Here is a 13451-nt window from a genome sequence, read left to right as displayed (position 1 = left end):
AAATGGCAAAGCTTACTAAGAATCAAAAGGCCGTTGCGGCCAAAATAGATGTCAGCAAGGAGTATGGTGTTGATGACGCTGCCAAACTGGTAAAGGACATCACCTTCACTAAGTTCGATGCTTCTGTTGATCTCGACATCAGACTTGGAGTAGACCCTCGTAAGGCTGACCAAATGGTAAGAGGCGTAGTTGCCCTGCCACATGGTATCGGTAAGGAGGTAAAGGTATTGGTGCTTTGCACGCCTGACAAAGAGCAGGAAGCAAAGGACGCAGGTGCCGACTTCGTTGGTCTTGATGATTACATTAAGAAAATTGAAGCTGGTTGGACTGATATCGATGTAATCGTTACCATGCCAACCGTGATGGCTAAAGTGGGTAAATTGGGAAGAGTGCTGGGACCACGTGGTTTGATGCCTAACCCTAAATCAGGTACCGTTACTTTGGATGTTGGAAAAGCGGTAAAGGAAGTGAAAGCTGGTAAAATCGACTTTAAAGTTGACAAAACCGGTATCATCCATGCCAGCATTGGCAAGGTGTCTTTCCCAGCCGATCAGATCAGGGACAATGCGATGGAGATGATCCAGACTATTGCTCGGTTGAAGCCAAGTTCTTCTAAAGGCACGTACTTCAAAAGTATCCACCTTTCAAGCACCATGAGTGCAGGCATCACTATTGATAAAAATACGATAGGAGGGATTTAATCATGACAAGAGAAGATAAGGCAGTGCTCATTGAAGAGCTGAAAGAGAAGTTTTCCAACAATGGTCACTTCTATATTACTGATGCTTCCGGTCTTTCCGTTGCTGAAGTGAACAACTTCAGAGGTAAGTGCTTTGATAGCGGCGTTGAATACCGTGTAATCAAGAATTCACTTATCAGAAAGGCACTCGAGTCACTTGAAGGTGATTTTTCACCACTCAATGACACAGCTTTGAAAGGATTTTCAGGCGTTCTTTTCTCAAAAGAAGACGCAAAGGCTCCTGCAAAACTTATCAAAGACTTCAAAAAAGCTGATAAAGAGAGTCGACCTAAATTAAAGGCTGCTTCCATAGAAAAGGATTTATTCATCGGCGAACAGCATCTTGACATGCTTATTAGCTTGAAGTCTAAGTCCGAACTGATCGGAGAGGTAATTGGATTGCTCCAATCTCCGGCCAAAAACGTGATTGGCGCTCTTCAGAGTGGTCAGCACAAACTGGCAGGTATCGTAAAGACCCTGTCAGAAAAAGAATCATAAACGAACGTAGAAACAATTTAATTATTTTCAAAAATGGCAGATTTGAAAGCATTCGCAGAGCAACTGGTTAATCTTTCTGTAAAAGAAGTTAACGAACTTGCGGCAATTCTTAAAGATGAGTATGGCATTGAGCCAGCCGCTGCTGCAGCTCCGGTAGCAGTTGCAGGTGGTGCTGCTGCAGGTGGTGGAGACGCCGCTGCAGAAGAGAAGAACTCATTTGATGTTATCCTTAAGTCAGCGGGAGCTGCTAAGCTTGCAGTTGTTAAGCTTGTGAAGGACCTTACTGGACTTGGCTTGAAAGAAGCTAAAGAACTAGTTGATGGTGCTCCTAAGGCAGTGAAAGAAGGCGTTGCTAAAGATGAGGCTGAAGCCCTTAAGAAGCAACTGGAAGAAGCTGGAGCTGAAGTAGAATTGAAATAATTTACTTTGCCACTTTTAGGTGGTGGCTCCAAGATAATAGACCTGGCTAGTGCGTCAGGTCTTTTCCTGTTTGTGCTAATTTAGCTACAGGAAGAAATTTACAACAGGGTTTATCCTTCTATTAAGAACTAAATCTTTAAAGCTTTGGCTAATAAAAAGACATCCGAAAGAATCAATTTCTCTTCCATTAAGCCAGTAATAGATTATCCTGATTTTCTTGATGTGCAACTCCAGTCTTTCAAAGACTTTTTCCAATTGGAGACGCCTGCAGAAAAGAGAATCCAGGAAGGACTTTTCAAAGTATTCGCTGAAAACTTCCCTATTTCTGACTCAAGAGAGAATTTCGTTCTTGAATTCATTGACTATACTGTAGATCCTCCAAAGTATTCTGTAGACGAGAGTATCGACAGAGGTCTTACCTATTCGGTTCCGCTTAAAGCGAAATTAAGACTTTCCTGCAACGATGCAGACAATGAGGACTTCGAGACGATTGAGCAAGAGGTTTTCCTTGGAAATATTCCTTACATGACGGAGAAAGGCTCCTTCGTGATCAATGGTGCTGAGCGTGTTATCGTTTCTCAGCTTCACAGATCACCAGGCGTTTTCTTTGCTCAGAGTAAGCACACTAACGGTACCAAGCTTTATTCTGCCAGGATCATACCTTTTAAAGGTTCCTGGATAGAGTTTGCCACTGACGTGAATAACGTCATGTACTCTTACATTGACAGGAAAAAGAAGTTCCCGGTGACCACTCTTTTGAGAGCCATTGGATACGGTACTGATAAAGACATTCTGGACCTTTTCGGTCTGTCTGAAGAAGTCGAAGCCAATCAGAAGAACCTGAAGAAAATTGTCGGCAGAAAGTTGGCCGCCAGGGTGCTACGTACCTGGACGGAGGACTTTGTGGATGAAGATACAGGTGAGGTTGTTTCTATCGACAGAAATGAGATTGTTCTCGAAAGAGATTCTATCATAGGAGAAGAAGACCTTGACACGATATTGGAGTCCGGCACTAAGTCGATCATCCTGCACAGGGAAGATGTGAACGTGACAGATTACGCTATTATATATAACACGCTTCAGAAGGATAATTCTAACTCTGAGAAAGAAGCAGTGGAGCAAATCTATCGCCAGCTTAGAAATACAGAGGCGCCTGATGAACAAACAGCCAGAGATATTATCCAGAGTTTGTTCTTCAGTGACAAGCGTTATGACCTTGGTGAAGTAGGTCGTTACAGAATCAACAAGAAACTAGGTCTCGATATATCTTTCGACGTTCGGGTGTTAACAACCGAGGACATTGTTAGGATTGTGAAGTACCTGATCGGATTGATCAACTCCAAAGCTGTAGTTGATGATATTGACCACCTTTCTAATCGTCGTGTTAGAACGGTAGGTGAGCAGTTGTACAGCCAGTTCTCTGTTGGTTTGGCCCGTATGGCCCGTACCATCAAGGAAAGAATGAACGTGCGTGACAATGAGGACTTCAAGCCTGTTGATTTGATCAACGCCAGAACGCTGTCTTCAGTTATCAACTCGTTCTTTGGTACCAATCAGCTTTCGCAGTTTATGGACCAAACCAATCCTCTTGCTGAGATCACTCACAAAAGAAGGATGTCTGCCCTCGGGCCAGGCGGTTTGTCAAGAGAGCGTGCCGGTTTCGAGGTTCGTGACGTACACTATACTCACTACGGTCGCCTTTGTACCATTGAAACACCGGAAGGACCAAACATTGGTCTTATCTCTTCCTTGTGTGTGCATGCGAAAGTAAACAGCATGGGATTCATCGAGACGCCTTACCGGATGGTAGAGGGGGGTATCGTCGGAAACGACGTGTTCTACCTTACAGCCGAGGAAGAAGATACGCATTATATTGCCCAGGCCAATGCGCCAATTGATGACAAGGGTAAGTATCTGAACGACAAAGTAAAGGCTCGTTTTGAAGGTGACTTCCCCGTTGTGGAACCACCTACGCTGAAGTACATGGACATTGCTCCTAACCAGATTGTTTCTGTTGCGGCGTCAATGATTCCATTCCTTGAGCATGATGATGCCAACCGTGCTTTGATGGGATCGAACATGCAGCGCCAGGCAGTGCCACTTCTTCGTCCACAGGCGCCAATCGTTGGTACCGGACTCGAAGGAAGAATTGCAAAAGACTCAAGAACGCTGGTGACAGCCGAAGGAAATGGCGAGGTTGTTTTTGTAGATGCTAAGAAAATAGTAGTAAGATACGATAGAGACGACGAAGGTGAACTAATCAGCTTCGACAACGAAAACGTAGAATACAACCTTATTAAGTTCAGGAGAACTAACCAGGACACATGTATCAACCTGAAACCTATTGTTTTCAAAGGGCAGAAAGTGGTAACTGGTCAGATACTTTGCGAAGGGTTTGCGACTGAACAAGGCGAGTTAGCTCTCGGTCGTAACCTTCAGGTGGCGTTCATGCCATGGCAAGGATACAACTTCGAGGATGCGATCGTAATTTCTGAGAAAGTAGTTCGTGACGATATCTTTACATCAATTCACATCGAAGAATTTGAACTTGAAGTAAGAGATACGAAACGTGGTGAGGAAGAACTTACTTCTGAAATCCCTAACGTTAGCGAAGAGGCTGTTAAAAACCTTGACGAGAACGGTATTATCAGGATTGGTGCAGACGTAAAAGAAGGCGATATCCTTATTGGTAAGATCACACCTAAGGGAGAAACAGATCCAACTCCTGAAGAGAAACTCCTTAGAGCAATCTTCGGCGACAAAGCTGGTGATGTGAAAGATGCTTCTTTGAAAGCTTCACCATCGCTAAGAGGTGTTGTTATTGACACCAAGTTATTCTCTCGCCCCAAGAAGGACAAAGACCTTAGAAGCAAGTCTAAGAAAGAGGTGGAAGTACTTAAGAGTAAGTATTCCAACCAGCTTCTTGAGCTTCGCAACCGAATGGTGAAGAAGCTGACTACGCTTCTTGAAGGCAAGACGTCGCAAGGTGTTAAGCATAAGTTCGGCGATGAATTGATCTCCAAAGGGGTGAAATTCAATGGTCGTAACATCGATGAGAATCTGTTCCCACCTAAGAACGTTTACAGAGACGAAAGTAACTACAACGTTCCCGAGGAGGCTAACCTGATTTCCGATGTAAATCTTGATAACTGGACAACAGATGCTCATGTAAATGAGAACATCGTAAAGCTGGTCAAGAACTACATGAAGGCAAGGAATGAAGTTGCCGGTGATTTCAAGAGAGCAAGATTCACTCTTGAGGTTGGTGATGAACTGCCTGCTGGCATCGTTCAGCTTGCCAAGGTTTACGTGGCTAAGAAGCGTAAGCTGAAAGTAGGTGATAAAATGGCCGGTCGTCACGGTAACAAAGGGGTGGTTGCAAAGATCGTTCGTGAAGAGGATATGCCGTTTACAGAGGACGGAACACCAGTTGACGTGGTTCTTAACCCACTGGGTGTACCTTCTCGTATGAACATTGGTCAGATATACGAAACTGTACTTGGTTGGGCAGGTTTGAAGTTGGGTCGCAAGTATGCCACTCCAATTTTTGACGGCGCTTCAATGGAGCAGGTAGCAGCAGAGTTGAAGGAGGCAGGTTTGCCTGATTTTGGTAGAACTTACCTGACCGATGGTCTTACCGGTGTTCGTTTCGATCAGCCTGTTACAGTCGGTGTGATTTATGTGCTGAAACTTGGTCACCTCGTTGATGACAAAATGCACGCTCGTTCAATCGGACCTTACTCTCTTATTACCCAGCAGCCGCTTGGTGGTAAGGCACAGTTTGGTGGTCAGCGATTTGGTGAAATGGAAGTTTGGGCACTTGAAGCATTTGGTGCATCCAACATCCTTCAGGAAATCCTTACCATTAAGTCCGATGATGTTGTTGGCCGTGCCAAAGCATATGAGGCGATAGTGAAAGGTGAGAACATGCAGAAGCCTGGAATTCCGGAATCATTCAACGTATTGGTTCACGAACTCCGTGGTTTGGCACTTGAAATCACTCTTGACTAAAAAATCCCAAGGGGCTTAGGCCCCTCAACCATATATAAATAACATTATGGCGTTCAGAAAAAATAAGAAAATTACAAGCGACTTCTCTAAGGTTACTATTAGTTTGGCGTCTCCTGAATCTATTCTGGAGAGCTCTCATGGTGAGGTTACACAACCCGAAACCATCAACTATAGAACCTATAAGCCTGAAATGGGTGGTCTTTTCTGCGAAAGAATTTTCGGACCTGTAAAAGACTGGGAATGTCACTGTGGTAAGTATAAAAGAATACGTTATAAAGGGATTATCTGTGACCGCTGTGGTGTAGAGGTAACAGAGAAGAAAGTACGCCGTGAGCGCATGGGCCATATTGAACTGGTAGTGCCTGTTGCTCATATCTGGTATTTCCGCTCTCTTCCAAATAAGATCGGTTATCTGCTTGGTCTTCCGACCAAAAAGCTGGATCAGATCATCTATTATGAGAGATATGTAGTTATTCAGCCAGGTTTGAAAGCTGAGGATGGTATCAACTACCTCGACTTCCTTACAGAAGACGAATACCTCGATATTCTCGATAAAATTCCTAGAGAGAACCAAAGTCTTGACGATTCTGATCCTAATAAGTTCATCGCTAAGATGGGTGCGGAAGGATTGGAAATGCTTCTTTCAAGAATTGAGCTTGACTCACTTTCATACGATCTTCGCCACCAGGCATCAACCGATACTTCTCAGCAGCGTAAGGCGGAAGCCTTAAAAAGGCTGAAAGTGGTTGAAGCATTCAGAGATGCTCGCACCCGTATTGAAAACCGCCCAGAGTGGATGGTGATCCGTATGGTGCCGGTTATTCCACCTGAATTGCGTCCTTTGGTTCCGTTGGATGGTGGTAGATTCGCTACTTCTGACTTGAACGACTTGTACAGAAGGGTAATCATCAGAAACAATCGTCTGAAGAGACTTATTGATATCAAAGCACCGGAAGTAATCCTTCGTAACGAGAAAAGAATGCTTCAGGAAGCGGTTGACTCATTATTTGACAACTCAAGAAAAGTGAACGCTGTGCGTTCGGATGGTAATAGAGCTTTGAAGTCACTTTCAGACATGCTGAAAGGAAAGCAGGGCCGTTTCCGTCAAAACCTTCTCGGTAAAAGGGTTGACTACTCTGGTCGTTCAGTAATTGTGGTAGGGCCGGAGTTGAAAATGCATGAGTGCGGTCTGCCTAAGGATATGGCTGCTGAGCTTTTCAAACCATTCATTATCAGGAAACTGATTGAAAGAGGTATTGTAAAGACTGTTAAGTCTGCCAAGAAAATCGTCGATCGTAAGGATCCGGTTGTTTGGGATATTCTTGAAAACGTATTGAAAGGACATCCTGTGCTCCTTAACCGTGCTCCAACACTACACAGGTTAGGTATACAGGCCTTCCAGCCTAAGTTGATAGAAGGAAAAGCGATTCAGCTTCACCCGCTGGTTTGTACTGCCTTCAACGCTGACTTTGACGGTGACCAAATGGCCGTTCACGTGCCACTTGGCCACGAAGCAATTCTTGAGGCGTCAACGCTGATGCTTGCTTCTCACAATATTATGAACCCTGCCAATGGTGCTCCTATTGCGGTGCCTTCTCAGGACATGGTATTGGGTCTGTACTACATCACCAAAGGCCGGAAGTCTACCAAGGATCATCCTGTAATGGGAGAAGGTAGAACCTTTTATAATGCCGAAGAAGTTATCATCGCTATAAACGAGGAGAGACTTTCGAAGCATGCCTATATCAAAGTGAGAACAAAAGTTCTTAACGAGAACAATGAGCTTGAAACCAAAATCATCGAGACAGTAGCTGGACGGGTTATTTTCAACCAGAACGTTCCTGAAGAAGTCGGCTATGTGGATGAGCTTCTGACCAAGAAGAAACTACAGTTGATTATCGGTACTGTGTTCAAAATCACTGGTATGGCTAGAACTGCTAAGTTCCTTGATGATATCAAAGAGCTTGGCTTTAAGTCTGCATACATCGGTGGTCTGTCTATCGGTTTGAATGATATCAAGATTCCTGAGGAGAAGGAAACGATGATCGAAACTGCGAAAGCAGAAGTAGACGTGGTTTGGAATAACTACCTGATGGGTCTTATCACAGATAACGAACGTTACAACCAGGTGATTGACATCTGGACTCGTATCAACTCTCAGTTGACAGGCACACTGCTTAAGCAACTGGAAGAAGACGATCAGGGATTCAACTCGATCTACATGATGATGCACTCAGGTGCTCGTGGATCTCGTGAGCAGATTCGTCAGCTGGGTGGTATGCGTGGTTTGATGGCTAAGCCTCAAAAGAACCTTCAGGGTTCTGTTGGTGAAATCATCGAAAACCCGATTCTTTCTAACTTTAAGGAAGGTCTGGACGTAATCGAGTACTTTATCTCTACCCACGGTGCTCGTAAGGGTCTTGCCGATACTGCCCTTAAAACGGCTGATGCGGGCTACCTTACCCGTCGTCTGGTGGACGTGGCACAGGATGTCGTGATCAATGAAGACGACTGCGGCACACTGAGAGGTATCGTTGTTACTGCCTTGAAAGATAATGAAGACGTAGTGGAGCCTTTATCTGAGAGAATTCTTGGTAGGGTGACAGTACATGATGTGTTCGATCCGATCACTGATGAACTTATCGTGTCAGCAGGTGATGAAGTAACTGAGGAGTTGGCAGCCAGAATTGATGCTACCAGCATTGAAGAAGTAGAAATTCGCTCTGTGCTTACTTGTGAGACCCGCCTGGGCGCTTGTGCCAAGTGTTACGGTCGCAACCTTGCCTCTGGCCGCATGGTAGAGATAGGGGAGGCTGTTGGCGTAATCGCCGCTCAGTCGATTGGTGAGCCTGGTACACAGTTGACACTACGTACCTTCCACGTGGGTGGTACGGCGTCCAACATTGCAGTGGATGCCAGCATAAGGGCTAAGTTTGACGGTATCGTTGAATTCGAAGGGCTACGTTCAGTGAAAACTACCAATGATGAAGGAGAAAGCATCAATGTGGTGATGGGGCGTTCCGGTGAAATGAAAATAAAGGATCCGAAATCTGATAAAATATTCATCAGTAACCACGTTCCTTATGGTGCATTCCTTAAGGTGAAAGACGGAGAGAAGATAGAAAAAGGCCAGGAGCTTTGTTTCTGGGATCCTTATAATGCTGTAATTCTCTCAGAATTCGATGGTACTATCGATTTCGATGCTATTGAAGAAGGCATTACTTTCAAAGAGGAGTCTGATGAGCAAACAGGTCACAGAGAGAAAGTAATCATTGATACAAAAGATAAGACGAAGAACCCTGCCATTGTTGTCAATGGAAAGGGAGACGAGTCGAAAGGTTATAACATTCCGGTAGGCGCTCACTTGGCGGTTGAAAAAGGCCAGAAGGTGAAAGCTGGACAGATTCTGTCTAAGATACCTCGTATGACTTCTAAGTCAAGAGATATCACCGGTGGTCTGCCAAGGGTAACCGAATTGTTTGAAGCACGTAACCCTTCCAACCCGGCTGTGGTGAGTGAGATCGACGGTGTGGTAACTTATGGAGGTATCAAGCGTGGTAACCGTGAAATCTACATCGAGTCTAAGGACGGAGTGAAGAAGCGTTACCTGGTTTCACTTTCCAAGCACATCCTTGTTCAGGACAACGACTTTGTGAGAGCTGGCGATGCCTTGTCTGATGGTGCCATTACACCTGCAGATATTCTTTCTATCAAAGGACCTACAGCTGTTCAGGAGTACCTTGTAAACGAAATACAGGAAGTATATCGTCTGCAGGGTGTGAAGATCAACGATAAGCATATTGAGGCAATAGTGAGCCAAATGATGCAGAAAGTTGTGATTCTGGATCCGGGAGACACTAGTTTCCTACCTGGACAAACTTGCGACAAGTTTGCTTTCCGTGAGGAGAACGATAACATTCTTGACAAGAAAGTAGTGATGGACGCTGGTGATTCGGAGAATCTTAAGCCAGGTCAAATCATTTCTTCTCGCAGGCTGAGAGATGAGAATTCCAGCCTGAAGAGACGTGACCTTAAGATCGTCGAAGTACGTAGCGCTGAACCTGCTGTTTCCAAGCCATCGCTTCAAGGGATTACCCAGGCGTCGTTGGATACAGAAAGTTTCATATCAGCTGCTTCTTTCCAGGAGACTACCAAAGTATTGAGCGAAGCCTCTATCCGAGGCAAGGCCGATCACCTGAAGGGGCTTAAGGAAAACGTAATCGTAGGCCATCTGATTCCAGCCGGTACAGGAAGACGTAATTTCCAAAGGGACGTGGTTGGTTCCAAGGAAGAATACGAGGCACTGACCGCTAGGGATAGAGACAGAGAGCAACAAACTGAGGAAAGATCTTTCGAGGTCAGCAAGTAAGTAGTTATGGCAAAAGAAGAAAAGGACCCTAAAAAGAATCCTAATCAGATTAACATAGAGCTTTCGGAAGAGATTGCTGAAGGCGTTTATGCTAACCTAGCCATGATTGCTCACTCAAACAGTGAATTCGTTATAGATTTTATAAGACTGATGCCTGGTGTACCAAAGGCAAAGGTTAAATCGAGAATTGTCATTACTCCAGAGCATGCCAGGCGTCTCCTGGCTGCTTTGGAGGAAAATGTCCGAAAATACGAAGATACCTTTGGCACAATTAAAACAACCAATGAGCTACCCAAGTTTCCAATGAATTTTGGAGGCACAGTTGGTGAAGCATAGTTGAATAATTATTCGCCATCAATTCTTTGCACTAAAAATTATAAATCCATATCTTTGCGTTCCATTTTTTGGAACACAGAAAAATACAGTCTAAATGCCCACTATACAGCAATTAGTAAGAAAAGGTAGAACGGCCGTGACATGGAAATCCAAGTCACCTGCTCTTGATTCATGTCCTCAAAGAAGAGGCGTGTGCACAAGGGTTTACACTACCACTCCTAAAAAGCCAAACTCTGCCATGCGTAAAGTAGCCAGGGTTCGTCTTACCAATAGTAAGGAAGTGAACGCCTACATACCTGGTGAAGGTCACAACCTTCAGGAGCACTCAATTGTGCTTATCAGAGGTGGTAGAGTAAAAGACCTTCCTGGTGTAAGGTATCACATCGTTAGAGGTGCCCTTGATACCGCTGGAGTAACAGGAAGACTCCAGAGTCGTTCTAAGTATGGTGCTAAGAGACCTAAAAAGAAATAATTAATCGCAATGAGAAAGGCAAAACCTAAGAAAAGATACATCCTCCCTGACCCTAAGTTTGGGGATACTTTGGTAACCAAATTTGTGAATAATTTAATGCTTAGCGGGAAGAAAAGCGTTTCTTATTCCATTTTCTACGACGCCATTGAGGCTGTTAGTAAGAAGACAAGCGAAGATGGTCTTGAAGTGTGGAAAAAAGCGCTTAACAACGTAACTCCTGCTGTTGAAGTAAAAAGCCGCCGTGTAGGTGGTGCTACTTTTCAGGTTCCTTTGGAGGTACGTCCCGAGAGAAAGGTCTCTTTGGGAATTAAGTGGCTTATCAAATACGCCAGAACTCGTGGTGAAAAAACTATGACTGATAAATTGGCCGGCGAAATCATCGCTGCTTCCAAAGGCGAAGGCGCTGCTGTGAAGAAAAAGGATGATACTCACCGTATGGCTGATGCAAATAAAGCTTTCTCCCACTTTAGATTTTAATTGAAAAGGCGTAATGGCAAGAGATCTTAGATTCACCCGTAACATTGGTATTGCTGCTCACATTGATGCTGGTAAAACAACAACAACAGAGCGTATACTCTTTTATACAGGTGTCAACCATAAAATAGGAGAAGTTCATGATGGTGCTGCCACTATGGACTGGATGGAGCAAGAGCAGGAGAGGGGTATTACTATTACTTCCGCTGCTACTACTGTTTTCTGGAAATATAAAGGAGACGATTATCACATTAACATTATAGATACCCCTGGCCACGTAGATTTCACTGTGGAAGTAAACAGGTCCTTGAGGGTATTGGACGGTTTGGTGTTTTTGTTTAGTGCGGTTGATGGTGTTGAGCCTCAGTCAGAAACTAACTGGCGCCTGGCTGACAATTACAAAGTTGCCCGTCTTGGATTCGTCAACAAAATGGATCGCTCCGGCGCCGACTTCCTTGCCGTTTGTAAGCAAGTGAAAGAAAGATTGGGTACTAAAGCAGTTCCGCTTCAGTTGCCTATCGGATCTGAGGAGAAATTCAAAGGTGTTGTCGACCTTGTTGAAAACATCGCCATGGTGTGGAACGAGGATGACTTCGGAATGACATTTAGCGAAGTGCCGATTCCTGAAGATATGAAGGATGAAGTGAAGGAGTACAGAGAGCATTTGCTAGAGGCAGTTGCTGAGTACGACGAATCTTTGTTAGAAAAGTATTTTGAAGATCCTGAGTCTATTACAAGAGACGAAGTTGTAAAGGCACTTAGAGCTGCTACTGTAGACTTGGCTTTTGTGCCAATGCTTTGCGGATCTGCTTTCAAGAATAAAGGCGTTCAGACAATGCTTAACTATGTGATGGAACTTCTTCCTTCACCGATGGACAGAGAAAGCATTAAAGGGATCAACCCCGATACCGATGCTGAGGTTTCAAGAAAACCTGCTGTTTCAGAACCTTTTGCGGGCTTGGCGTTTAAAATTGCTACTGACCCTTTTGTAGGCCGCCTTTGTTTTGTAAGGTCTTACTCGGGCATGCTTGAGTCTGGTTCTTATGTTTACAATACGAGGTCGGGTAACAAAGAGAGGATATCCAGAATATTCCAGATGCACGCCAACAAGCAGAACCAAATCGAAAGGCTTCACGCTGGTGATATTGGCGCTGTAGTTGGGTTCAAAGATATTAAAACTGGTGACACACTTTGTGATGAAAAGCACAAGATAGTGCTTGAGTCTATGGTGTTCCCTGAGCCGGTTATTGGCTATGCCATTGAGCCTAAAACTCAGGCAGACGTTGATAAACTCGGAATGGCCATTGCCAAACTTATTGAGGAAGATCCAACCCTTCAGGTAAATACCGACGAGGAAACAGGTCAAACAATCCTTAGAGGTATGGGCGAGCTCCACCTTGAAATCATCATCGACCGTCTCAAGAGAGAATTTAAGGTTGAAATTAATCAGGGTGCTCCTCAGGTGGCTTACAAAGAAGCACTTAGAGCCACAGTTGAGCACAAGGAGGTCTATAAGAAGCAGACCGGTGGTCGTGGTAAATTTGCGGATATTGTGTTTGAGCTTGGGCCAAAAGATGAAGATCACGCAGCTGACGGCCTGCAGTTTGTAAATGCTATTGTGGGTGGTGTAATTCCAAGAGAATTCATCCCAGCCGTGCAGAAAGGTTTTGCTGACTCGATGAAAAATGGCCCGCTGGCTGGATACCCTATCGATACAATGAAAGTAAGGTTGTTCCATGGTTCATTCCACGATGTGGATTCGGATGCACTTTCATTTGAAATGGCGGCTAGAATTGGTTTCAGAGAAGCCGCAAGAAAGGCTAAGCCAGTATTGCTTGAGCCGATAATGGCTGTTGAAGTAGTTACTCCGGATGAGTATACAGGTCCTTTGACAGGTGACTTGAACAGAAGGAGAGGTATCATGAAAGGTATGGATACCAAAGGTACTTCGTCTGTAATTAAAGCGGATGTTCCTCTTTCGGAGCTTTTCGGTTACGTAACTGATCTTCGTACAATGAGTTCGGGAAGAGCGACTGCCTCTTTGACATTCGCACATTATGATCAGGTGCCTCAGAATATAGCCGACGCCGTGATTACAAAAACTAAAGGTGCAGCTGCCAAATAAGAAAATC

Annotated in this window: 9 protein-coding genes; all 9 read left to right on the top strand. The window is 44.5% G+C overall.

Annotated features, from left to right (window positions below):
* Nucleotides 1-2 precede the first annotated feature (2 nt).
* The 9 genes from rplA (at nt 3) to fusA (ending at nt 13444) form a co-directional block, all read left to right on the top strand.
* A complete protein-coding gene (gene rplA / locus RT717_RS19160) occupies nt 3-701 on the top strand; it encodes a 50S ribosomal protein L1 (protein ID WP_317487973.1) in 699 nt (232 codons plus the stop codon).
* A 2-nt stretch (nt 702-703) separates the two neighbouring features.
* Nucleotides 704-1237, top strand: coding sequence for a 50S ribosomal protein L10 (gene rplJ, locus RT717_RS19155; RefSeq protein ID WP_317487972.1), 534 nt, complete (start codon nt 704-706; stop codon nt 1235-1237).
* A 33-nt stretch (nt 1238-1270) separates the two neighbouring features.
* Nucleotides 1271-1657 (top strand): 50S ribosomal protein L7/L12, encoded by a 387-nt coding sequence (gene rplL, locus RT717_RS19150; RefSeq protein WP_151997933.1) that lies wholly within the window; start codon nt 1271-1273, stop codon nt 1655-1657.
* A 144-nt stretch (nt 1658-1801) separates the two neighbouring features.
* Entirely contained in the window at nt 1802-5668 is a 3867-nt protein-coding gene (gene rpoB, locus RT717_RS19145; protein WP_317487971.1) for a DNA-directed RNA polymerase subunit beta, read from the top strand.
* 46 nt (nt 5669-5714) lie between these two features.
* On the top strand, nt 5715-10037 hold the full coding sequence (rpoC, locus tag RT717_RS19140; protein WP_317487970.1) for a DNA-directed RNA polymerase subunit beta': 4323 nt from the start codon (nt 5715-5717) through the stop codon (nt 10035-10037).
* Nucleotides 10038-10043: 6 nt separating this feature from the next.
* Nucleotides 10044-10373, top strand: a complete 330-nt coding sequence (locus RT717_RS19135; RefSeq protein ID WP_151997936.1) for a DUF3467 domain-containing protein — start codon at nt 10044-10046, stop codon at nt 10371-10373.
* A 94-nt stretch (nt 10374-10467) separates the two neighbouring features.
* Complete coding sequence (gene rpsL, locus RT717_RS19130; protein WP_151997937.1) at nt 10468-10845, top strand: 30S ribosomal protein S12; 378 nt, start codon at nt 10468-10470, stop codon at nt 10843-10845.
* 9 nt (nt 10846-10854) lie between these two features.
* The gene (gene rpsG, locus RT717_RS19125) at nt 10855-11322 is read left to right on the top strand and encodes a 30S ribosomal protein S7 (RefSeq protein ID WP_151997938.1); all 468 of its coding nucleotides are present in this window, start codon (nt 10855-10857) and stop codon (nt 11320-11322) included.
* Nucleotides 11323-11335: 13 nt separating this feature from the next.
* Complete coding sequence (gene fusA, locus RT717_RS19120) at nt 11336-13444, top strand: elongation factor G (RefSeq protein WP_317487969.1); 2109 nt, start codon at nt 11336-11338, stop codon at nt 13442-13444.
* The last annotated feature ends 7 nt before the right edge of the window (nt 13445-13451 follow it).

The sequence above is a fragment of the Imperialibacter roseus genome, assembly GCF_032999765.1.
In the GTDB taxonomy this organism is placed as follows: Bacteria; Bacteroidota; Bacteroidia; order Cytophagales; family Cyclobacteriaceae; genus Imperialibacter; species Imperialibacter roseus.
Note: the sequence above shows the minus strand (reverse complement) of the source record. Positions and strands in the feature narration are given on the sequence as shown.

What these genes read in the sequence shown, in the direction of transcription:
- rplA (WP_317487973.1), top strand. Translation starts at nt 3, where the DNA reads ATGGCAAAGCTTACTAAGAATCAAAAGGCCGTTGCGGCCAAAATAGAT.
- rplJ (WP_317487972.1), top strand. Translation starts at nt 704, where the DNA reads ATGACAAGAGAAGATAAGGCAGTGCTCATTGAAGAGCTGAAAGAGAAG.
- rplL (WP_151997933.1), top strand. Translation starts at nt 1,271, where the DNA reads ATGGCAGATTTGAAAGCATTCGCAGAGCAACTGGTTAATCTTTCTGTA.
- rpoC (WP_317487970.1), top strand. Translation starts at nt 5,715, where the DNA reads ATGGCGTTCAGAAAAAATAAGAAAATTACAAGCGACTTCTCTAAGGTT.
- RT717_RS19135 (WP_151997936.1), top strand. Translation starts at nt 10,044, where the DNA reads ATGGCAAAAGAAGAAAAGGACCCTAAAAAGAATCCTAATCAGATTAAC.
- rpsL (WP_151997937.1), top strand. Translation starts at nt 10,468, where the DNA reads ATGCCCACTATACAGCAATTAGTAAGAAAAGGTAGAACGGCCGTGACA.
- rpsG (WP_151997938.1), top strand. Translation starts at nt 10,855, where the DNA reads ATGAGAAAGGCAAAACCTAAGAAAAGATACATCCTCCCTGACCCTAAG.
- fusA (WP_317487969.1), top strand. Translation starts at nt 11,336, where the DNA reads ATGGCAAGAGATCTTAGATTCACCCGTAACATTGGTATTGCTGCTCAC.